The 21,855-nt window shown below is 71.4% G+C and carries 21 protein-coding genes; 14 read left to right on the top strand and 7 right to left on the bottom strand.

Annotated features, from left to right (window positions below; all coding sequences use genetic code 11):
• Positions 1-12: 12 nt before the first annotated feature.
• Genes DEJ06_RS13510 through DEJ06_RS13520 form a run of 3 tightly spaced genes read left to right on the top strand, consistent with a single transcriptional unit; the run spans position 13 to position 2,125 of the window.
• Complete coding sequence (locus DEJ06_RS13510; protein ID WP_071405333.1) at positions 13-546, top strand: hypothetical protein; 534 nt, start codon at positions 13-15, stop codon at positions 544-546.
• A gap of 50 nt (positions 547-596) precedes the next feature.
• The gene (locus DEJ06_RS13515; RefSeq protein WP_111039654.1) at positions 597-1,577 is read left to right on the top strand and encodes an aldo/keto reductase; all 981 of its coding nucleotides are present in this window, start codon (positions 597-599) and stop codon (positions 1,575-1,577) included.
• Positions 1,574-2,125, top strand: a complete 552-nt coding sequence (locus tag DEJ06_RS13520; protein WP_111039655.1) for a hypothetical protein — start codon at positions 1,574-1,576, stop codon at positions 2,123-2,125. The genes DEJ06_RS13515 and DEJ06_RS13520 overlap by 4 nt, the downstream gene beginning before the upstream one ends.
• 18 nt (positions 2,126-2,143) lie before the next feature.
• Here the strand turns inward: DEJ06_RS13520 and DEJ06_RS13525 are convergent, their stop codons facing one another.
• Complete coding sequence (locus DEJ06_RS13525) at positions 2,144-3,718, bottom strand: phenylacetate--CoA ligase family protein (protein ID WP_258372519.1); 1,575 nt, start codon at positions 3,716-3,718, stop codon at positions 2,144-2,146.
• Complete coding sequence (locus tag DEJ06_RS13530) at positions 3,715-4,752, bottom strand: hypothetical protein (RefSeq protein ID WP_111039656.1); 1,038 nt, start codon at positions 4,750-4,752, stop codon at positions 3,715-3,717. Before DEJ06_RS13530 ends, DEJ06_RS13525 begins: the two co-directional genes overlap by 4 nt.
• Before the next feature lie 106 nt (positions 4,753-4,858).
• On the opposite strand from DEJ06_RS13530, the gene DEJ06_RS13535 reads away from it, so the two are divergent.
• The 5 genes from DEJ06_RS13535 to DEJ06_RS13555 all read left to right on the top strand — a co-directional run bounded on the left by DEJ06_RS13535 (position 4,859) and on the right by DEJ06_RS13555 (position 9,346).
• Positions 4,859-5,233, top strand: a complete 375-nt coding sequence (locus tag DEJ06_RS13535) for a holo-ACP synthase (RefSeq protein WP_171907809.1) — start codon at positions 4,859-4,861, stop codon at positions 5,231-5,233.
• A gap of 81 nt (positions 5,234-5,314) precedes the next feature.
• Positions 5,315-5,614, top strand: a complete 300-nt coding sequence (locus DEJ06_RS13540; protein ID WP_111039657.1) for an acyl carrier protein — start codon at positions 5,315-5,317, stop codon at positions 5,612-5,614.
• Positions 5,611-6,786, top strand: coding sequence for an acyl-CoA dehydrogenase family protein (locus DEJ06_RS13545; protein WP_111039658.1), 1,176 nt, complete (start codon positions 5,611-5,613; stop codon positions 6,784-6,786). The genes DEJ06_RS13540 and DEJ06_RS13545 overlap by 4 nt, the downstream gene beginning before the upstream one ends.
• The gene (locus DEJ06_RS13550; protein WP_220036519.1) at positions 6,783-7,763 is read left to right on the top strand and encodes an amino acid--[acyl-carrier-protein] ligase; all 981 of its coding nucleotides are present in this window, start codon (positions 6,783-6,785) and stop codon (positions 7,761-7,763) included. Before DEJ06_RS13545 ends, DEJ06_RS13550 begins: the two co-directional genes overlap by 4 nt.
• Complete coding sequence (locus DEJ06_RS13555; RefSeq protein WP_146245870.1) at positions 7,760-9,346, top strand: alpha/beta fold hydrolase; 1,587 nt, start codon at positions 7,760-7,762, stop codon at positions 9,344-9,346. The genes DEJ06_RS13550 and DEJ06_RS13555 overlap by 4 nt, the downstream gene beginning before the upstream one ends.
• A gap of 174 nt (positions 9,347-9,520) precedes the next feature.
• Here DEJ06_RS13555 and DEJ06_RS13560 read toward each other — a convergent pair whose 3' ends face one another.
• The gene (locus DEJ06_RS13560) at positions 9,521-10,447 is read right to left on the bottom strand and encodes an alpha/beta fold hydrolase (RefSeq protein WP_181436877.1); all 927 of its coding nucleotides are present in this window, start codon (positions 10,445-10,447) and stop codon (positions 9,521-9,523) included.
• A gap of 56 nt (positions 10,448-10,503) precedes the next feature.
• Positions 10,504-10,992 (bottom strand): peroxiredoxin, encoded by a 489-nt coding sequence (locus tag DEJ06_RS13565; protein WP_071248033.1) that lies wholly within the window; start codon positions 10,990-10,992, stop codon positions 10,504-10,506.
• Positions 10,993-11,233: 241 nt separating this feature from the next.
• Here DEJ06_RS13565 and aceE point away from each other — a divergent pair, with 241 nt between their 5' ends.
• The 6 genes from aceE to DEJ06_RS13595 all read left to right on the top strand — a co-directional run bounded on the left by aceE (position 11,234) and on the right by DEJ06_RS13595 (position 19,001).
• Complete coding sequence (gene aceE / locus DEJ06_RS13570) at positions 11,234-13,978, top strand: pyruvate dehydrogenase (acetyl-transferring), homodimeric type (RefSeq protein ID WP_071405343.1); 2,745 nt, start codon at positions 11,234-11,236, stop codon at positions 13,976-13,978.
• A gap of 7 nt (positions 13,979-13,985) precedes the next feature.
• Complete coding sequence (locus DEJ06_RS13575) at positions 13,986-15,212, top strand: CdaR family transcriptional regulator (RefSeq protein WP_027465341.1); 1,227 nt, start codon at positions 13,986-13,988, stop codon at positions 15,210-15,212.
• A 95-nt stretch (positions 15,213-15,307) separates the two neighbouring features.
• Positions 15,308-16,249, top strand: coding sequence for an ACP S-malonyltransferase (locus DEJ06_RS13580; protein WP_111039661.1), 942 nt, complete (start codon positions 15,308-15,310; stop codon positions 16,247-16,249).
• Complete coding sequence (locus tag DEJ06_RS13585; protein WP_258372520.1) at positions 16,246-17,298, top strand: beta-ketoacyl-ACP synthase III; 1,053 nt, start codon at positions 16,246-16,248, stop codon at positions 17,296-17,298. Before DEJ06_RS13580 ends, DEJ06_RS13585 begins: the two co-directional genes overlap by 4 nt.
• Positions 17,299-17,420: 122 nt before the next feature.
• Positions 17,421-17,669 (top strand): acyl carrier protein, encoded by a 249-nt coding sequence (locus DEJ06_RS13590; RefSeq protein WP_017886710.1) that lies wholly within the window; start codon positions 17,421-17,423, stop codon positions 17,667-17,669.
• A gap of 87 nt (positions 17,670-17,756) precedes the next feature.
• Positions 17,757-19,001 carry a beta-ketoacyl synthase gene (locus DEJ06_RS13595; protein WP_027465338.1) on the top strand — a complete coding sequence of 415 codons (1,245 nt, stop codon included), beginning with the start codon at positions 17,757-17,759 and terminating at the stop codon, positions 18,999-19,001.
• A gap of 240 nt (positions 19,002-19,241) precedes the next feature.
• Here the strand turns inward: DEJ06_RS13595 and DEJ06_RS13600 are convergent, their stop codons facing one another.
• From DEJ06_RS13600 to DEJ06_RS13610, 3 genes are all read right to left on the bottom strand, one after another.
• Positions 19,242-19,742, bottom strand: a complete 501-nt coding sequence (locus DEJ06_RS13600) for a DUF3145 domain-containing protein (protein ID WP_027465337.1) — start codon at positions 19,740-19,742, stop codon at positions 19,242-19,244.
• Positions 19,743-19,900: 158 nt separating this feature from the next.
• On the bottom strand, positions 19,901-20,746 hold the full coding sequence (locus tag DEJ06_RS13605; protein WP_111039662.1) for a DUF1684 domain-containing protein: 846 nt from the start codon (positions 20,744-20,746) through the stop codon (positions 19,901-19,903).
• The gene (locus tag DEJ06_RS13610) at positions 20,743-21,777 is read right to left on the bottom strand and encodes an AI-2E family transporter (RefSeq protein WP_309147174.1); all 1,035 of its coding nucleotides are present in this window, start codon (positions 21,775-21,777) and stop codon (positions 20,743-20,745) included. The genes DEJ06_RS13605 and DEJ06_RS13610 overlap by 4 nt, the downstream gene beginning before the upstream one ends.
• Between the last annotated feature and the right edge of the window lie 78 nt (positions 21,778-21,855).

The following is a 21,855-nucleotide window of genomic DNA, read 5'->3' on the forward strand; positions in this document are numbered from 1 at the left end:
ACGCTCTCCCCCGTGAACGGTGTCGGAGTCGGTGTCCTCGACGAAGCCGGGCGGCTCCGCCTGCTCGGCGCCGGTGTGACGGGCGCGGCCTTCGCCGTCGTCCTGGTCATGCTGGTCCTGTCCTCGTGGACCGAGGCGACCACCACCGTCCTGGTCTCGGCCGGTATCCCGACCGCCGTGGCTGGTGCCGCGATCGCCGTCGTCCTGCAGCGCCGCGCCTGGCGTGCCGAGGGCGGCTACGAACGGTCGATCGTCGTCCGCGAGTGGATCGCCGACGGTCAGGTGCCCGCGGGTGTGCCGGCGGACCAGTGGATCCCGCTCGTGCAGGCCCAGGCCGACCGCGAGGGCGCAGGCTGGGGCAAGGTCGTCCTCGGCGTGCTGTGGATCGCGATGACCTGGTCGATGCGCGACCAGCACGGCACGCTCATCACGACGATGCTCATCCTGCTCTGGAGCGCGATGGCCCTGTGGGCAGCCGTCTGGGTCATCCCCCGCGCCCGGGCGGCGCGAGCGCTCCTGCGCCGCGGCGTCTCGACGATCGGCTGAACCCCGCTCGGCTGAACCCCGCCGGCGCACGTCTGACTACGCTCGGACCCATGCAGAGTCGCACCCTCGGCCGCACCGGCCGCTCCGTCTCCCCCATCGGCCTCGGCACCTGGCAGTTCGGCGGTGACTGGGGTCCCGTCTCCGAAGCCGACGCCAACGCCGTCATGGACGCGTCCGTCGAGTCGGGCGTCACCCTGTTCGACACCGCCGACGTCTACGGCGACGGCCGGAGCGAGCAGCTCATCGGCGCGTGGCGTGCCGCGAACCCCGACGTGCCGCTGACGATCACCACGAAGATGGGCCGTCGCGCCGACCAGGTCCCCGAGAACTACGTCGCCGCGAACTTCCGCGAGTGGGTGGACCGCTCGCGGAAGAACCTCGGGCAGGACACCCTCGACCTCGTGCAGCTGCACTGCCCGCCGACCCCGGTCTACGAGGACGACGCCGTCTACGACGCCCTCGACGCGCTGGTCGCCGACGGCTCCATCGCCGCCTACGGCGTCAGCGTCGAGACCGCCGACCAGGCCCTCACCGCGATCGCCCGGCCCGGCGTCGCGAGCGTCCAGATCATCCTCAACGCGTTCCGTCTCAAGCCGCTCGACCGCGTGCTGCCGGCGGCCCGGGAGGCAGGGGTCGGCATCCTGGCGCGCGTCCCGTTGGCCTCGGGGCTGCTCTCGGGCAAGTACACGACCGACACGTCGTTCGCCGAGGGCGACCACCGCAACTACAACCGCCACGGCGAGGCCTTCGACCAGGGCGAGACCTTCAGCGGCGTCGACTACGACGACGGCGTGCGTGCTGCGCAGACCTTCGCGGCGTCCCTGCCGGACGCCGTCTCGGTCCCGCAGGCGGCGCTCGCGTGGATCCTCGCGCAGAACGGTGTCACCGCGGCGATCCCGGGCGCGCGCAACCCGGAGCAGGCGCGCTCGAACGCCGCAGCGGGCGACCTGCCGCCGATCGAGGGCCTCGACGCCACCGTGCACGACCTGTACGACACGTGGTTCCGCGCGAGGGTCCACGACCGCTGGTGAACCTGCGGAGCGTCGCGGTCGCGGTGGCCGCACTCATGCTGCTGTCCGGGTGCGCCGCACCCGGAGCGGTGACCACCCGCGACGCTCCACCCTGGCCACGGCCGACCGACCTGACGGCCCGCGCCGAGTCCGCCGGGCTCCGGAACGTCTGGGGCGAACGGCTGGCCGAGCACGTGCACACGCACCTGACGATCCTGGACGGCGACGAGCCGGTGACCGTCCCGGCGAACGTCGGGCACTCGGACAGCCGGAAGTTCGCCGCGGAGATCCACACGCACGACACGTCGGGCATCGTGCACGTCGAGTCCCCGACGGAGCAGACGTTCACGCTCGGGCAGTTCTTCGACGAGTGGGGCGTCTCGCTCGGTCCGGAGCACGTCGGTGGTCTGCGCGGCGAACTGACGGTGTGGGTCGACGGGCACCGGAGGATCGGCAACCCGCGCTCGATCGAGCTGACGGACCTGCGCCAGGTCGTCCTCGTCGTCACCACCGTCGGCGAGGTCCCGCACCTGCCGGCGCCCTTCGACTGGCCACCCCAGTACGACTAGCGCCGGAACCGGCTCGGCTCAGGCCTCCTTCGCCGCGACCCACGACAGGTCGAGGTCCCACTGCTCGACCGACCCGGCCGGCAGCTGCCACACGTACTCGTTCTTGAGCTTCTTGCCGTCCTCGCGGAACGGCCCCGTCCGGTACGGGTAGAACGCCACCGTCGGCAGCGTGCCGGGCGGCGCCGTACGGATCGCGTTCGAGAAGTCCTTGTTCAACCGCCGCAGCTCGGCGATCACGGCGCCCCGGGCGGCGTCCGCGTCGAACCCGCCGGCACCCGACGCGAGCTGGAACGCGATGTGCAGCTGCCGGTCACCGCGGTCGTCCTCGTAGCTGATCAGCCGGTGGTTCTCGACGGCCTCGAGCAGCTCCGGGTCGCCGTACACGACGTCCCGCACCACGTCGGGTGCGACGACGGCGCCGTTGTAGTCGACGGACAGGTCGGACCGGCCGTAGTGGAACAGCAGCGGCAGGTCGAGCTCGGCCTCCGCGGCGAGCGCCGCGTGTCCGGTCGCCCGCAGCACGGACCGCAGCTCCTTCATCCGCACCACGTGTCCGCGGTCGTGGATGTTGTAGCGGATGCGTGGGCTGATGTTCTCGGAGCGGGCGATGGTGACGACGAGTTCGCCGAGGTCGTTCTTCTCGATCAGGTAGCCGAACGGGTTGAACTGGAACACCATCGGGAGCACCCCGTACTCGCCCTGCTTGGTGAGGGCGGCGGAGAGTTCCGGTGAGGCGGCGATCGCCCGGCGCAGCTGCACGCTGAACGGCGTCTCGATGCCGAGGTTGATCTCGAGGTCGCTCGCCCCGTAGGAGCCGAGCACGGCCTGGGCGTACTGCTCGATGTGGGCGCGCATGTTCTCGCTGATGCCCTCACCCCCGAACGCGGCGACGATCGTGTACTGGCTCCAGTCGAGCCGGTCGTCCTCGAACAGGGCCTTCAGGAACGGTGGGTAGCTGCAGATGATGTAGGTGAAGTCGGTGCCGAACTCGCGCATCGTCTGCACGATCTTGTCGCGGTCCGGACCGATCGACTTGATCATGGACGACTCGGTGAGCGAGGCGGTCACGTTCATCCCGGTGGCCCAGGCCCCGAGCGAGAAGGCGTTGAGCACGAAGGGCTGCTTCGACAGGTCCTTGGCGGTGCGGGAGAACCCGAGTTGCAGCAGCTGTCGGGTGGCCTGGCGTTCGTCGGGGCCGCGCACCCAGCTGGTCGGGGTGCCGCTCGATCCGCTGGACTCGTCGACGACGACGCCGCGTCGGGGCAGGCGTCCGTCGATGCAGCGCTCGGAGATGCTCCAGCGCTTGACGTAGGAGTCCTTGTCCATCTCGGGGAGCCCCGAGATCGCTGCGGCGATGCCGCCACGGGTGTCGAGCCTGGAGGCGCGTCCGGACTCCGCCAGGAACGCCCGGTACGCGGGGACCCGCTTCGCAGCCCGTTCCGCGGTCCGCCAGGCGCGCCAGCGTCCGAGGGTCCAGCGGAGCGGCTCGATGCCGGGCGTGAGCAGGAGCTTGTGGGTGCCGACGCGGGGCATGAACAGTGCGACGAAGGTCTCGACCACCCACACCACCGAGAACACCGCTGCGCGCTTCACCGGGCACCGCCCACGGTCATCGCTGCTGCGGGTCGGCGGTGTGCCAGGGGTGGTGGGTCGCTGTGTCCGAAGCGGAACAGCATCCAGGCCGTCCGCCCGTCGGACTCGTCGACGCCCGCGCGTTCGACGAACGCGGCGTGTGACCGCGGGTTGGTGATGACGGTGCCGAAGGGGTGCATGGCGATGCCGCGTGCGGAGAACTCCAGCCAGATGCGCATGAAGACCCGTCCGGCCTCGACGTACTCGGCCGGGGTGCTGAACGGTCCCTCGAGCCAGGCGAGCTGTCGGACGCCCCGCATGGTGGACAGGTACACCCTGCGGAAGACCCCGCCGATGCCCGGGGCCTGCCAGAGTCCGCGGTGCTCCATGGCGAACCGGAGCACCGGGCCGGGCATGAGCATCGTCTCCGCGGACAACCCGTCGCCGGTGGCCGCTGCCTGTCGCTTCGAGAACCGCAGCCAGTGCAGGATCTCGTCGTGCACGGCGTCGTGCTGCAGGTCGTCGAACAGGGTCTCCTGGTTGACGCGCACGATCTCGTCGACGGTGGCCCGGTCGTCGGTGGTGCGGAAGCGCTGCCCGGCCGCCGACGCGATGGCGGACGCGGCCTCGATCGCGGAGGCGCCGACGAGCGTTGCGTCGTAGGGCCTGCGTGAGGTGCGCCGTGCGAGGAAGCCGGCCAGGGCCTCCCGGTCGTCCGCGGTGACCACGTGCGGACGCAACGTCACCGTGCCCAGCCGGTGCAGGCGGTCGTCCGCGCCAGCGTCGAGCCGACCGAAGTCCATCTCGGCGTGGTCGAGCCGTTCCTGCACGGTGTACCCGTGCGCCCGTGCCACCACGTCGAGCCCGGCCAGGAACACCCCGGCGCAGACGTGCCCGAACGGGATGCCGAACGACTCCGCCGGCAACCCCCGTCGCAGGTCGTAGAACACGGTCGCGGTGCGGTCGTCCTCGACGCGCACGACGATCGGTTGCGAGTTGTGCGGCGACGGGTAGTGCCGCGCGTCCTCGATGATGCCCGTCCACGGTGATGCCATCGTTCCCCCTCGGTGGTCCCTGGCGACGATCATACGAACCCCCGACGTGCCCCATGCCGGTCAGGGCATGCGCTGTGGACAACCGGTGCGTAGCCTGCTCCTCGTGATGACCATCCGCACCGGCACCGACCTCGCAGCGGTCGAGGACGTCGTCGACGCCGTGACGGCGCACGGCGAGCGGTACCTGGACCGGGTGTTCACCCTGCGGGAGCGCACCGACACCGGCGACGACCCAGAGCGCCTCGCTGCCCGGTTCGCGGGCAAGGAGGCCGTCGTGAAACTGCTCCGGCCGGCTCCGGACCAGGCGATCCCGCTGCGTGACGTCGCCGTCGTGCTCGACGCCGGCGGTGCCCCCACGGTCGAGCTGTCCGGAGCGGCCGCGGCCCTGGCGGAGTCGATCGGGTGCGGCCCGATCGCGGTCTCGTTGGCACACGAACGGGGGCTCGCGGTGGCGACGGCGGTGGCCCTCTCGGAGCGCTGACCCGGCGCTCCGGACAGGGGTGCGGTTTCCCGCACCGGCACGGCGGTTTCCCGAGGGCCGTTCCTCTTTACGGTTGCAGTCATGGAACAGGACCCGAACCCCTCCAGCACCACCGCGACGATCGCCGACCCGGCCACCGACCGGGCCGTCCGTCGCGCCCTCGCCGAGCACGGCCGGCTGACGGTCGACGCGTGGGACGTCGCGTCGATCGCCGACCTCTACGCCCTCGGCCTGACCTCGCACGCCACCGTCAACGTGATGCTCGCGGTGGAGTCGGACCTCGACGTCGAGTTCCCCGACTCCGTGCTGAACCGGTCCACCTTCGCGAGCGTCGAGTCGATCACCGCCGCGGCGGAGCTCGCCGCGGAGCTCGCCTCGTGACCCTGGTCCTGCCCGCTCCGTCGGTCATCGACCGCTTCGCCGAGCGTGCGAGCGCGGTGGCCGAGGTCGCCGCACAGTTCGCCGACGAGGTCGACCGCGACGCCCGACCCCCGCGCGAGGCCATCGCCGCGATGCGGGAGTACGGCCTGCTCGCGGCAGCGGTGCCGACCGAGCACGGTGGCGAGGGTGCCTCCGTGGCCGAGCTCTCCGCGATCGCGACCGAACTCGGCCGCGCCTGCGCCGCGACCGGCATGGTGTTCGCGATGCACCAGGGCCAGGTCATGGCGCTCTGGCGGCACGGCGGCGACGGTGCCGGCGTGCTCGAGACCATCGAGGCCGTCCGGGGCGGGGCACTCGTCGCGTCCGCCACCACCGAGCGCGGCGTCGGCGGCGACGCCCGGCGGTCCACGTGTTCCATCGAGCCGACCGACGACGGCCGGATCCGCCTGCGCAAGGACGCGCCGGTGATCTCGTACGCCACCGAGGCCGACGCGGTGTTCGTCACCGCACGCCGCGACCCCGACGCCCCGGCGTCGGACCAGCGACTGCTCATCTGCCGCACCGACACGATGGTCCTGTCGCAGACGTCCACCTGGGACACCATGGGGCTCCGCGGAACGTGCAGCAACGGGTGGATCCTCGACACCGAGACGACGACCGACCGGGTGTTCCGCGACGACTACGCCACGATCTCCGCCCAGACCGTCCTGCCGGTGTCGCACGTGCTCTGGGCCTCGGTCTGGCTCGGCATCGCGGTCTCGTCCGCCGAACGTGCCCGCAGCGCCGTCCGGAAGCAGGCCCGCGCCACCGTCGGGACGACCCCGCCCGGTGCCCTCCGGCTCGCCGAGCTCCTGGTCGACCTGCAGGCCCTCGCCGACTCGGTGCGCCACGCCGCCGAACGGTTCGACGCCGCCGCCGACGACCCGGACGTGCTGGCCTCGAGCGCGTACGCCCTCGCCGCCAACGCCCTGAAGATCGGTGCGTCCGAACGCGTCACCGACATCGTCACGAAGGCGCTGCGCATCGTCGGGATCGCCGGCTACGCCGCCTCGGGTCCGATGAGCATCGCCCGACACCTCCGAGACGCCCACGGTGCCGCCGTCATGGTGAGCAACGACCGTCTCCTCAAGAACGACGCCGACCTGGCCATCATGACGGGAGTGATCCTGTGACGATCACGGACACCACCACGCACACCACCGACACCACCACCGCGGACACCGCCGCCGACGCCGCCGCGCTCGACGCCGCCCGCGCCGCCCTCCGCGCCCGCCTGCTCACCGACGGCGTCCTCCTCGACCTCGGCACGCCCGGCCTCTACGGCCGCACCGGGGTCTTCGAGCGCGTGTACGCCGCAGTCGACGCCGCAGCGGTCCGCAGCCAGCAGCACCTCGGCGCCGAGATCCTGCGCTTCCCGCCGGTCGAGCCGCTCGCGTCGTTCGAGCGCACCGACTACATCGCGTCGTTCCCGGACCTCGCCGCGTCGATCTCCGGGTTCACCGGCGACGACCGCACCCACCGCGCACTGCTCGCCGCCCGCGAGCGCGGTGAGCGCTGGGAGGGGTTCCTCGAGCCGGCCGACCTCATGCTCACCCCCGCGGTCTGCCACCCGGTCTACGGCCTGATCGGCGACACCGTGCCGCAGCAGGGCCGGTTCTTCGACGTCCTCGGCGACTCCTTCCGCCGTGAACCCTCGCTCGACCCGATGCGCCTGCAGGCCTTCCACATGCACGAGTTCGTGCACGTCGGCACCCCCGCGTCCGCAGCGGCCCACCGCGACGGCAGCATCCCGGTGATGCGCGCGCTGCTCGAGTCGTTCGGGCTCGAGATCGACGTCGTCCCCGCCAACGACCCCTTCTTCGGCCGCGTCGGGCAGATGCTCGCCCGCAACCAGGTCGAGCAGGCGCTCAAGTTCGAGTTCGTGACGAAGGTCTACGGCCCCGACCACGACGCCACCGCGATCAGCTCCGCGAACCTGCACGAGGACCACTTCGGCACCTCGTTCAGCCTCCGCACCGAGGACGGCCAGGTCGCGCACAGCGCCTGCATCGCGTTCGGCCTGGAACGCATCACCATCGCCCTGTTCGCCGCCCACGGCACGGACCTCGACGCCTGGCCGGCGTCCGCCCGCGCCGCCCTCGCCCTGTGACCACGCTGCACGGCTGGTCCGGATCGCCGGCGATCCGCGCCGCGGTCCAGCTCCCCGCCGCCGCGCGCGCCGGCGTCGTCATCTGCCCGCCGCTCGGGCAGGAGGGCGTCATCGCGTACCGCACGCTCCGTCTGCTGGCCGACCGCCTGGAGGCCCGTGGCATCGCCTCGGTGCGCTACGACCCGTCCGGACGTGGTGACGGCGCACCCGACACCGCGCCCGACGCGCAGGTCCGGTCCGCACACCACGCTGCCGCCGTGCTCCGCACGACGGGGGTGCAGCACGTCGCCTTCGTCGGGCTGGCCTCGGCGGCCCTCGTCGCGGCGAACGCGGCCGCGGACACCGACGGCCTCGTCGTCTGGGACGCACCGGCATCGGGCAAGGGCTGGCTCCGCCGGCAGCGCGCCCTCGCGACCATCACGATCGGCGCCGACCGCGTGGTCGACGGCGTCGAGAGCCTGATCGGGTTCGACGTCGAGCCGGACGAGGCCGCCGCACTCGCGGACCTCGCCTTCGCCCCGCGCACCGGGCCCACCGTCGCGCTCGTCCGTCCGGGTGCCCGGCCGCCGAAGCCGCTCGGTGGCGTCGAGGTGACCGAGGTCACCGGCAGCGCCGAGCTCCTCGACGGCACGAGCATCCACGCCCGCATCCCCGGAGCCGCCGTCGACACCGTCGTGGCCTGGCTCGACACCTGGGCGCCCGAGACGGCGGTGCCCGTCCGCACGCCCGTCCTCGACGAGGTCCTCGACGTCGACGGCCGCGTGTCGGAGCGCATCGTCCACCTCGGCGATCAGGGCCTGTTCGGGATCGAGACCGTCTCGTCCGCCCAGCACCACGACGCCCCCGTCGTCGTGCTCCACAGCGGCGGCGCCGAACACCGGGTGGGGGCCACCGACTACCAGGTCGAACTCGCCCGCGCCCTCGCCCGCGACGGCGCCCGGGTCGTCCGGGTCGACCGTCGTGCCACCGGCGAGAGCACCGGCGTGCACGAGGACGAGCGGAGCTTCCTGTTCGCGCAGGAGTGGGTGGAGGACCAGTCCGCCGTCGTCACCGCACTCGCCACACCCTCGGACCGGCTCGTGCTCGTCGGCATGTGCGCCGGCGCCTGGGTCGCGGGCCGCGCCGTCGAGGAGGCCCCGCGCCTGGTCGTCGAGATCAGCCCGAACGACTACCGTCGCGTCCCGGCCGAGCCCGGCTCGTACGCCGACGGGGTCCGGGCGATCGACGCCCCGTCGCCCGCCCGGATGTGGGTGCGCGAGCGGTACAACCGCTTCGTGCCGAAGGCCGTCCGCGACCGCATCGCCCGTCGCGACCGGATGGGCGGGGTCGTCGGCCACGTCCGCCCGCTCGTCGAGCACGGCACCGACGTCGTCGTGATCGTCGCTCCCGAGGACGCCGCCCTGTTCGATCGGCTCGGTGGGCAGAAGGCCGTCCGGCGCTGGCCCGGTGACGACCGCCGCGGCTCGGTGTCCGTCGTCCGCGTCGAGGACGGCGACCACGCGCTGTTCTCCCCGACGATGCGCGAGGCCGTCGTCGCCGAGGTGCGTTCCCGCGTCGCGGCGACGTTCCCCGTCCACACCTGACGCGGCCCGACCCGGCGGACAGTCCGTACGGGTGCACGTTCCGACGATCCACGTGTCGAACGACTCGTGGAGTGTCGCCCGATGCACGCGCATCCGATGCGGGCGCATGTTCCGACGATCCACGTGTCGAACGACTCGTGGGGTGTCGCCCGATGCACGCGCATCCACTTCGGGTCAGACGAGGGCGAGTGTCCTGGCGACGGCGTCGGGACGCTCGACGTGGGCGAAGTGCCCGCAGTCGTCGAGCAGCACCGTCCGGACCTGCGGCACGAGCACCCGCAGCGCCTCGAGGTCCGAGACCCGGGCGAACACGTCGTCGCGCCCGGCGATCGCCGTCACCGGGCAGGTGATCGCACGCCACCGGTCGACGTTGTACGCCGCCGCCGACCGTGCCGCCTCGGTGAACTGCTCCGGCCGGAGCTCCTCGACGAAGGCCTCGAGCACGCTCGGGTCCAGGCGTCGCACGTGCGTGAACACCGGCGCCGCGACGAGCGGCAACAGGCCGATCCGCGCGATCCACCGGAGCAGCGGACGAGCGGCGCCACCGGTCACCGTGAGGCCCGCACGCAGCAGGGTGAACGCCGGCAGGGTGCCGAGCGCCCGCACCGGGTGCCGAGCCGCGCCGGCGGTCGCGACCGTGGTGCCGGACACCAGGGCGAGCGACCGCACCCGCTCGGGCGCCACCACCGCCAGGTGCAACCCGACGAACGCGCCCATGGAGTGCCCGACCACGTCGACCGCGCCGAGGCCCAGCGCACCGAGGACCGCCGACACGGCACCCGTGACGGCGTCGAGACCGAGCGGACCGTCCGGAGCGGGCGAGGACCCCCAGCCGGGCAGGTCGACGAGCACCAGCCCGCGATTGCCGACGCCCTGTGCGGCATGCAGCAGCGGCGTCCACGTCGACCAGGAGCCGGCGACGCCGTGCAGCAGCAGGAGCGGGTCCGGGCCGGCGCGGTGGTGCACCACGACTGGCCCGGTCGGGGCCTCCACGACCGTGCGGGTCAGCCCCCAGGCACCGGGCGTGACGCGCACCGGGTACGGGGCGTAGGCATCAGCGGTGACCCCGTGACCACGTGGGTCGGTGTCGATGGCGTGCACCGGGCCTCCTGTCCGACCGTCGACGCGGACGCGTCCGTCAGGAGGGATTCGGAACGCTAGCCGACGGGGACGGGTGCCGAGCAGGCGGCGAGCCGGTCGAGGGCCGCCTTGTACTCGGCGACGTCGCGCTGCAGGCCGGGCTCGGTGATGATCGAGGCCTTAATGCGGCCCTGCACGTCGATGACGAAGGTCGCGCGGGTGGCGAAGCCCTTGTTCTCGAGGAACACGCCGTACTCCTTCGAGACGGCGCCGTGCGGCCAGAAGTCGGCGAGCAGCTCGAAGTCGTAGCCGTTCGTCTCGGCGAACGACCGGAGCGTCGCCTTCGAGTCGACCGAGATGCCGAGCAGCTCGATGCGCTGGTCCTGGAACATCGTGATGTTGTCCTGCAGGGTGCAGAGCTCGTTCGTGCACCCGGACGAGAACGCCAGCGGGAAGAAGACGAGTGCGACCGGGCGGTTGCCACGGAAGTCGCTGAGTCGGACGTGCTCACCGAACTGGTTCGGGAGCTCGAAGTCCGGCGCGAGTGAGCCGATCTCCAGTGCCATCGCTACGTGTGCTTCTTCCTCGGGCGTGGGGTGTGCCCGTCGGGTCCGTGCGCCGCGGATCGCGTGTGCACGATCGGCCATGCTACGCCGACGACACGCGAATGCAAGCACCCGTCCACCTGCACGTCACCATCAGCATCAGCGTCGGTCCTGGGGCCTAGAGTGGACGGGGCCCCAGCCGGTCGCGACCCGACCACCGGAGCCACCATGTCCACCACCACGAGAACGAACGAGGTCAAGGGTGACGGTGAACGACCAGGACCCGTACAGCGCCGGGGCGAACGACCAGGATCCGCAGGAGACCGCCGAATGGCGTGAGTCCCTCGACGGGCTGGTCCAGACCCACGGACACCAGCGCGGTCGCGAGATCATGCTGAGCCTGCTCAAGCGGTCCAAGGAACTGCACCTCGGTGTGCCGATGGTCCCGACGACGGACTACGTGAACACCATCGCGCCGGAGAACGAGCCGGAGTTCCCCGGCGACGAAGAGCTGGAGCGCCGGTACCGCCGCTGGATCCGCTGGAACGCGGCCATCACGGTGCACCGCGCACAGCGTCCCGGCATCGGGGTCGGCGGCCACATCTCGACGTACGCGTCGAGCGCCGCGATGTACGAGGTCGGTTACAACCACTTCTTCCGCGCGCAGGACCACCCCTCCGGTGGTGACCAGGTCTTCTTCCAGGGCCACGCCTCCCCCGGCATGTACGCACGCGCGTACATGGAAGGACGCCTCTCCGAGGACCAGCTCGACGGGTTCCGGCAGGAGAAGTCGCACGCCGGCGGCGGCCTGTCGTCGTACCCGCACCCGCGCCTCATGCCGCACTTCTGGCAGTTCCCGACCGTGTCGATGGGCATCGGCCCGATCAACGCGATCTACCAGGCGCAGCAGGCCAAGTACCTGTCGAACCGCGGCATCAAGGACGCCATGGACCAGCAGGTCTGGGCGTTCCTCGGCGACGGCGAGATGGACGAGGTCGAGTCCCGCGGGCAGCTCCAGGTCGCCGCGAACGACGGCCTCGACAACCTGAACTTCGTCATCAACTGCAACCTGCAGCGACTCGACGGTCCGGTCCGTGGCAACGGCAAGATCATCCAGGAGCTCGAGGCGTTCTTCCGCGGTGCGGGCTGGAACGTCATCAAGGTCGTCTGGGGCCGCGAGTGGGACGACCTGCTCGCCCGCGACACCGAGGGCGCGCTCCTCAACCTGATGAACCAGACGCCGGACGGCGACTACCAGACGTACAAGGCCGAGAACGGCGCCTACGTGCGCGAGAACTTCTTCGGGCGCGACCCGAAGGCGCTCGAACTCGTCAAGGACTACACCGACGACCAGATCTGGAACCTCAAGCGCGGTGGCCACGACTACCGCAAGGTCTACGCCGCGTTCAAGGCCGCGACCGAGCACAAGGGCCAGCCGACCGTCATCCTGGCGAAGACGGTCAAGGGCTACGGCCTCGGCCCGAGCTTCGAGGGGCGCAACGCGACCCACCAGATGAAGAAGCTCACGCTCGACAACCTCAAGCAGTTCCGCGACGAGATGCGCATCCCGATCTCCGACGCGCAGCTGGAAGAGAACCCGTACACGCCGCCGTACTACCACCCGGGCAACGACGACGAGGCGATCCAGTACATGCACGAGCGTCGTCGCGCGCTCGGTGGCTACGTGCCGGAACGTCGCACGAAGTACACGCAGTTCACGCTGCCGGACGACTCGAAGTACCAGGTCGTCAAGAAGGGTTCCGGCAAGCAGGAGGTCGCCACCACCATGGCGTTCGCACGCCTGCTGAAGGACCTGCTGCGCTCGCCCGACTTCGGCGACCGCGTGGTCCCGATCATCCCGGACGAAGCACGCACGTTCGGCATGGACGCCTACTTCCCGTCGGCGAAGATCTACAACCCGAACGGCCAGCACTACACGTCGGTCGACCGCGAACTCCTCTTGGCCTACAAGGAGAGCCCGCAGGGCCAGATCATCCACGTCGGCATCAACGAGGCGGGTGCCCTCGCGGCGTTCACCGCGGTCGGCACCTCGTACTCGACGCAGGGCGAGCCGCTCATCCCGGTCTACGTCTTCTACTCGATGTTCGGGTTCCAGCGCACCGGCGACGCCATCTGGGCCGCCGGCGACCAGATGACCCGTGGCTTCATGATCGGCGCGACCGCCGGCCGCACCACGCTGACGGGCGAAGGCCTGCAGCACGCGGACGGTCACTCGCCGCTCCTCGCCACGACGAACCCGGCCGTCGTCTCGTACGACCCGGCGTACGGCTACGAGATCGGCCACATCGTCAAGGCCGGCCTCGACCGCATGTACGGCACGAACGAGGACGGCTCGCCGAAGCACGCCGACCCGAACGTCATGTACTACCTGACGGTCTACAACGAGCCGCTGGTGCAGCCGGCCGAACCCGAGGGCGTTGACGTCGAGGGCATCCTCAAGGGGATGTACCTGCTCAAGGCGAGCGAGCACGACGGCCCGAAGGCCCAGCTGCTCGCGTCCGGTGTCGCCGTGCCGTGGATCCTCGAGGCGCAGCAGCTCCTCGCCGAGGACTGGGGCGTGTCGGCCGACGTCTGGAGCGTCACGAGCTGGGGTGAGCTGTACCGCGACGGTGTGGCCGCCGAGCAGCAGGCGTTCCTCAACCCGAACGAGCCGGCCCGCACGCCGTTCGTCACCGAGCGTCTGCTCGGCACCGAGGGCCCGGTCGTCGCCGTGAGCGACTTCATGCACCTGGTGCAGGAGCAGATCCGCCCGTTCGTGCCGACCGACTACGCCACGCTCGGCGCCGACGGCTTCGGCTTCTCGGACACCCGTCCGGCCGCTCGCCGCTTCTTCCACATCGACGGCCCCTCGGTCGTCGTGCGGACGCTGCAGCAGCTCGCCCGCCAGGGCAAGGTCGACGGCGCGCTCGTCCAGCAGGCGATCGACAAGTACCGCCTGCACGACGTGACCGCCGGCACCACCGGCAGCGCGGGCGGCGAGAGCTGATCAACCCGTGACGACGGTCCGCCCGGACCACGAGAGCCAGGAGAGCGCGCGCGAGCGTGCGCTCTCCTGGCTCCGTCAGGTGTCCGGAGAACTCTCCACCGCCACGATCAAGCGGCTCGAGGACACGCTCCCCTGGTACAGCGAGATGCCCCCGGGGCGCCGCTCCGCCGTGGGCCTCGTCGCCCAGGCGGGCATCACCTCGTTCATCAGCTGGCTCGAGGGCACCGCGTCGACGCCGTGGATCGCCGCGGCCGACGTCTTCGGGTCCGCCCCGCGGGAACTCCTGCGCTCGGTGAGCCTGCAGCAGACCCTGCAGCTCATCCGCGTCGTGGTGACCGTGGTCGAGGAACGCGCCGCCGACGACGAGATGCTGCAGGAGGCGATCCTCAAGTACTCCCGCGACATCGCGTTCGCCGCAGCCGACGTCTACGCCCGCGCGGCCGAGGCCCGTGGCCTGTGGGACGCCCGGCTCGAAGCGCTCGTGGTCGACTCGATCCTCTCCGGCGAGTACGACGACGAACTGCCGTCCCGCATCGCCGCCCTCGGGTGGCACGGCCACGGCGAGGTCGCGGTGCTCGTCGGCACCGCACCGAAGCAGCTCGAGGTCGACCAGGTCCGCCGCACCGCACGGCACATGGACGCCGACGTGCTCGTCGGGGTCCAGGGATCGCGGCTCGTCGTGGTGATCGGCCGCGCCACCCCCCGTGACGACGTCCCCGAGGGCGAGGAGCCCGTCTCCTTCACGACCATCGCGCAGGCCCTCGAACCACTGTTCGGCGAGGGGCACCTGGTGCTCGGCAACGAGGTCCCCGGGGTCGTCGACGCCTCGACCAGTGCGAAGGCCGCCCTCGCCGGGTTCGCCGTCGCGCGTGCCTGGCGCGGCGTGCCCCGCCCGGCCCTGGCCGACGACCTGCTGCCCGAACGTGCCCTGGCCGGCGACCCCCTCGCCCGGTCCGCCCTGGTGCAGCGCATCTACGTCCCGCTCAAGGACCAGTCCACCGAGCTCCTGCAGACGCTGTGGTGCTACCTGGACACCGGCCGGTCGCTCGAAGCCACGGCGCGCGAGCTCTTCGTGCACCCGAACACCGTGCGCTACCGCCTGCGCCGGGTCGCCGACATCATCGGGTGGGACGCCACGCACGCCCGGGACGCCCTGATCGTGCAGTCGGCGCTCATCCTCGGCGCGATGTCCGAGTCCGCGACCGGCCGTCGCCGCATCACGCCCCGACGCTAGAGCGCTCCGGACGGTAGAGAACCGACAATGTCCCGCGGGGATTCGTGTGGGAAGTCCACACGGGCCCCGCGGGACGAGAACGCGAGGATTGTACGGTGATCGTCGTCGTCGCGCCCGGACAGGGCTCCCAGACCCCCGGCTTCCTCGCCCCCTGGCTCGAGGACGCCACCGTTCGTGAACGAGTCGGGCAGTGGTCGGAGTCGATCGGCGTCGACCTCGCCGAGCACGGCACGAACTCCGACGCGGACACCATCAAGGACACCGCGCTCGCACAGCCCCTCATCGTGGCCGCCGGCCTGGTGACCGCCGACGCACTGCTCGCCGAGGGCCGTCGTGCCCTGGTGGGCGGGGTCGCCGGACACTCGGTGGGCGAGTTCACCGCCGCCGCGGTCGCCGGGATCCTCGAGCCGACCGACGCCGTCGCCCTGGTCGCCGAGCGCGGCCGGGCCATGGCGGACGCCGCAGCGCTCGAGCCGACCTCGATGGCCGCCGTCCTCGGTGGCGACGCCGACGCGGTCGCCGCAGCCCTCGCCGAGCACGGCCTCGTGCCCGCGAACCACAACGGTGGCGGCCAGACCGTCGTCGCCGGTGCCGCAGACGCCATCGCGGCCCTCGCCGCCGACCCGCCCGCCAAGGCCCGGGTGATCCCGCTCGCCGTGGCCGGTGCGTTCCACACCCGCTACATGGCCCCCGCCGTCGAGCGGGTCGCCCCGGTCGCGGCCGCCGCCACCGTGCAGGACCCGACCCTGCCGATCTGGACCAACGCCGACGGCTCCCGCGTCGACGACGGACGCCGCTTCGTCGACCTCATGGTCCAGCAGATCGCGAACCCCGTGCACTGGGACGCGGTCATGGAGTCCTTCTCCACCGCAGGCGTGACCGGCATCATCGAGCTCGCACCCGCCGGTGCCCTCGTCGGCCTGGCGAAGCGCGGCCTCCGCGGCACGCCGACCGTCGCCATCAAGACCCCCGACGACCTGCCTGCAGCGATCGACCTGCTGCAGCGCGCGGGCCAGGAAGCAGACGCAACCGCATGACCGACCCGACCACCCCGACGGACGCCCCCACGGACCTCCCGACCGGATCCGCGCGCCCGCTGCTCCAGCAGCGCCGCGGCCACGAGTTCACCCGGATCCTGGCGTTCGGCGCCGCCCGCGGCGAGAACGTCGTGCCGAACGACGACCTCGTCGGCCCGATCGACTCGTCCGACGAGTGGATCCGCCAGCGCACCGGCATCATCACCCGCAAGCGCGCGGGCAAGGACGTCGAGGCCGTCGACCTCGCCGAGGCCGCCGCACGCGAGGCCATCGAGAAGGCCGGCATCGAGCCGTCCCAGATCGGCGTCGTGCTCGTGAGCACCGTCACGCACACCGTGGCGACCCCGTCGATGGCGTCGCTGCTCGCCGAGCGCATCGGCGCCACCCCGGCCGCCGCGTACGACATCAGCGCCGCCTGTGCCGGGTACGCCTACGGCATCGCCCAGGCCGACTCGTTCATCAAGTCCGGGCTCGCCGACCACGTGCTGGTCGTCGGGGCCGAGAAGCTCAGCGACGTCGTCGACCCGACGGACCGCTCGATCTCGTTCCTGCTCGGGGACGGTGCCGGCGCCGCCGTGATCGGCCCGAGCGACTTCCCGGGCATCGCCCCCACCATCTGGGGTTCCGACGGCTCGAAGTGGGACGCCATCGGCATGACCGCGACCTACAACGAGTGGGAGGCCGGAGCACCGCGTCCGACCATGCGCCAGGCCGGGCAGACGGTGTTCCGCTGGGCCGTGTGGGAGATGGTCAAGGTCGCCCGCCAGGCACTCGAGACCGCCGGCGTCCGCCCCGAGGACCTCGCCGCGTTCGTGCCGCACCAGGCGAACATCCGCATCATCGACGAGTTCGCCAAGCAGCTCGGCCTGCCCGAGACGGTGACGATCGCCCGCGACATCACCACCACCGGCAACACCTCCGCCGCGAGCATCCCGCTCGCCACGCACCGCCTGCTCGAGGAGCACCCGGACCTGTCGGGCGGCCTCGCCCTGCAGATCGGCTTCGGCGCCGGACTCGTGTTCGGTGCCCAGGTGGTCGTCCTCCCCTGATCCCCGTCCGGTCGCGCACCCGCGCGCCCGGTCCCCATCCCGACGAGCCTCCGCGCACCCGGACCCCGCGTGCCCTAGGCTGGTCAACGGTCAAACGACACCCCCCTTCAAGGAGAACACTCATGGCCCTGTCCAACGAAGAAGTCCTCGCCGGCCTGGCCGAGCTGATCAACGACGAGACCGGTATCGCCACCGACACCGTCGCCGCCGACAAGTCCTTCACGGACGACCTCGACATCGACTCCATCTCGATGATGACCATCGTGGTCAACGCCGAGGAGAAGTTCGACGTGAAGATCCCGGACGAAGAGGTCAAGAACCTCAAGACCGTGGGCAACGCGGTCGACTACATCGTCAAGGCCCAGGCCTGACACGAGCTTCCTGAGCGCCGCGGCCCGCGGACCCCTGCGGGCCGTGGCGCTCATCTTGTTCACCCCAACGAAAGAGCACGTCGTCCCATGACCAAGAAGACCGTCGTCGTCACCGGGATCGGTGCGATCTCACCCCTCGCCGCGACCGCCCCGGACACCTGGGACGCGCTGCTCGCCGGCAAGTCCGGCATCACCCGCATCGAGGACCCCCGCTACGCCGAGCTCGAACTCCCCGTGGAGTTCGCCGGCCAGGCGCGCCGGTTCCTCACCGACCAGCTCACCCGCCCCGAGTCGAAGCGCCTCGACCCCTCGTCGCAGCTGTCGCTCGTCGCGGCGCGCGAGGCCTGGGCCGACGCCGGCATCGACGACGAGTCGGTCGTGCCCGAGCGCCTCATCGTCGACTGGGCGACCGGCATCGGCGGCGTGAACACGCTGCTCGACGCCTGGGACACCCTGCGCGAGAAGGGTCCGCGTCGCGTCCTGCCGATGACGGTCCCGATGCTCATGGCGAACGGACCCGCCGCCGCCATCGAGATGGAGTTCGGCGCCCGTGGTGGTGCCCGCACCTACCTGTCCGCCTGCGCGTCGTCGACCGAGTCGCTGGCCGAGGCGTACCGGCACATCGCCGACGGCGACGCCGACATCGTCATCACCGGTGGCGCCGAGGCCGCGCTGCACCCGCTCCCGCTGGCCGCGTTCGCCGCGATGCAGGCCCTGTCGCGCCGCAACGACTCCCCCGAGACCGCGTCACGTCCCTACGACGTCACGCGTGACGGCTTCGTGCTCGGTGACGGCGCTGCGGCGCTCATCCTCGAGTCGAAGGAGCACGCCGAGGCCCGCGGCGCGACGATCTACGCCGAGGTCGCCGGCTCCGGCATCACCTCGGACGCCTTCCACATCACCGCGCCGGACCCCGAGGGCAGCGCCGCCGCCCGTGCGGTCCTGCAGGCCCTCGAGCACGCCGACGCGAGCATCGAGGACGTCGTGCACGTCAACGCGCACGCCACCTCGACCCCCGTCGGGGACGTCGCCGAGTACCACGCGATGCGTCGGGTCTTCGGCGACCACCTGGACGACGTCGTGGTGTCCGCGACCAAGGCCTCGACGGGCCACCTGCTCGGTGGTGCGGGTGCGATCGAGGCGGTCTTCACCGTCCTCGCGCTGCACAACCGCGTTGCCCCGCCGACGATCAACCTGCACGACCAGGACCCGGAGATCGTCATGGACGTGGCCCGCGAGCCGCGCGCACTGCCCGAGGGTGACCTGCTCGCGGTCAGCAACTCGTTCGGCTTCGGCGGCCACAACGCCGTGGTCGCGTTCCGTAGCGTCTGATCCGTCCCACCCTGCCAGGAGGCCCGTCCCGCGTCGTCGGGGCGGGCTTCCGTCGTTCCGGTGCCGGTTGGAGTCCCGGCAACACGCCGTCGTGTCGCTGAGGCGCCCCGGAAACGACGAGACGCCGCCGTATTCGGCGGCGTCTCGAGTCTTCGGCGGCGTCAGGACAGCACGCCGGCGTGTTGCGCACCCGACGTCGGCGTCCGGCGCACCCGAGACGCCGGCGTGTTGCGAGTCGGGTCAGCCGACGCGGTGCAGCCAGACGACCGGGTTGCCCTCGGCCGCGTGGCGGAAGGGCTCGAGCTCGTCGTCCCAGGCCTGCCCGAGGGCGAGCCGGAGCTCACGGTGCAGCTCGAGGGCGTTGCTGCCCGCGACCTCCATCGCGTAGCGCACCCGGTCCTCGGGGATGACCATGTTGCCCGTGACGTCGGTCTGCGCGTAGAACACGCCGAGGTCGGGCGTGTGCATCCAGCGGCCGCCGTCCGAGGCGCTCGTCGGCTCCTCGGTGACCTCGTACCGCAGGTGTTCCCACCCGCGCAGGGCCGACGCGATCGCGGCACCGGCGCCCACCGCACCGGTCCACGTGTACTCGGTCCGGCGCGCACCGTCCTGTGCGGGCTGGTCGAGCCACGAGAAGTTCACGGCGCGGTTCATCGCGCGACCTGCTGCCCATTCGACGTGCGGGCAGAGCGCGCGGGGGGAGGAGTGCACGTAGAGCACTCCTGTCGTCGTTCCGTTCACGGTTCCTCCGATACGTCAGGTGCGACTTCCCCATCGACCTGGTGCGGAGGATCCTGACCCGAGGGGCCACGGAACCATCGGTATGCGATTGTGATGTCCCGACGGGACACGCCCATTATGCAGCGCCGCGGCTGGGAACGGCAAGGAACCGGCACCGATCAGTGCAGGACGGCACCGTCCGCGTCGACCGGGTGTCGCTCCCCCGCCGTGATCGGCACCGGGACGCGGTTGTCCTCCGGTGGGATCGGGCACGCGTACTGGTACGAGAACGCGCACGGCGGCAGGACCAGCCGATTCCAGTCGAGCTCGACCGTGGCCTCCGTGCCGGGGTCGTCGAGGTACAGGAACCGACCCATCGAGTAGGTGCTGCCCGGGTCGTCCTCGGGCAGGGCGCTCGTGGCGTCCTGCACGATGAGCTGCAGCCGCGGGGCTCCCCGGTGGGCAGCCGACCGAACGGCGACGAACCGCACCGTGGCACCGCCCACGACGGTCTCGATGTGTCCGGCGACCGGCAGGGCGTCGCCGGCGGCGTCGCGGACGCTGCCACGGGCCTCCAGGTCGTCTCCCACCAGCGGGACGTACGTGCCGGACGTCACCCAGTCGCCGGACCACGCGAAGCGGGCGATCTGCGCGAAGCGGACGATCGACTCGGACGACGGGTCCCAGACGCGCAGCGTGCCGCCGCTGACGGTGCCGGCGAAGCCGTCCGGCAGCGCGACGGACGACGGCACGACGGCGGTGTCGCCAGCCACCAGGACCGTGCCGTCGACCAGGACGCCGTCGACGACGACACCGTCGGAGGCCTCGGCCGTCACGGTGAGTCCGCCGACCGCCGGGGCCCACGTCCCGGGGACCGGCCAGACCGGCTGCGGGTGGTCGACGTGCTGGGCGTTCACCAGGGCGAGCGGCCCACGGGCACCGCGCGCCCAGCGGTCACGGTCGTGGACGTGCTCGGCGCAGGCGGCGACGACCGCGTCGTCGGGTGCGCCGGTACCGCTCGTCACGCCTGTTCCTGGCGGGGGTAGATGACCTTCTGCACGATGATGATGACCGACGCCGCGACGGGCAGCGCCACGAGTGCGCCGAGCACGCCGCCGATCGTGCCGCCCGCGACCGCCGCGATGACCACGAGCGCGCCGGGCACCTGGACCGCACGCGACATGATGCGCGGGGAGATCAGGTAGGCCTCCACCTGCATGTAGACGAGGTAGTAGATGGCGGCGGCGAGGGCGGTGGCCGGCGACGCGAAGAAGCAGAGCAGCGAGATGACGATCGCGGCGGCGAGCGTGCCGACGAGCGGGATGAGCGAACCGAGGAACGCGAACGACGCGAGCAGCACCGGCAGCGGCGCCCCGATGATGAGCAGGAAGAAGAAGCTCAGGATGCCGTTGATCAGTGCCTGCGACACCTGCCCGACGACGTAGCGGCCGACGGCCTGCGTGATCTGCTCGCTCACGTCGATGAAGTTCTGGCGGCGCGACGCCGGCACGAACCGGTAGGTCGCACGCTTCATGCCCCGCATCGACGCGAGGAAGTAGAGCATCAGGATGATGACGATGAGCGCCCCGGTGACGCCGGACAGGATGCCGCTGCCGACCGCCAGGATCCCGCCGCCGACGCTGAGCAGGTTGCCCGGCTTCTCGACGAACGACTGCAGCGACTGCAGGGCGTGGTCGATGTCGAACGACCCGGCGAACTGCTTCGACAGGTCCTGCACCCACTGCTGCTGCGAGATGTCCTGCACGATGTCGGGGAAGTTCTGGATCAGGTTCGACGCCTGCTCCACCAGGATCGGCACGACGGCGAAGACGATGCCGGCGAAGGCCCCGAGCACCGCGACCACGACGATCGTGATGGCGGACCAGCGCGGGATGATCCGCTCCAGGAACGACACGAGCGGGTCGATGCCGAGTGCCAGGAACAGTGCGACCCCGATGTAGACCAGCACCGTGCTGAGCTCGTTGATGATCGCACCGGCGAGCAGCGCGACGAGCACACCGATGGCACCCATGAACCCGAGACGGAAGGCGTTCACGCGCACACCGGTACCGCCACGGGTCACCTCGAAGGTGACGTTCGGTGTCGGTGCGTGGTCGTCCTGCGACGTGTCGCG

This window comes from Curtobacterium sp. MCLR17_051 (genome assembly GCF_003234395.1).
In the GTDB taxonomy this organism is placed as follows: Bacteria; Actinomycetota; Actinomycetes; order Actinomycetales; family Microbacteriaceae; genus Curtobacterium; species Curtobacterium flaccumfaciens.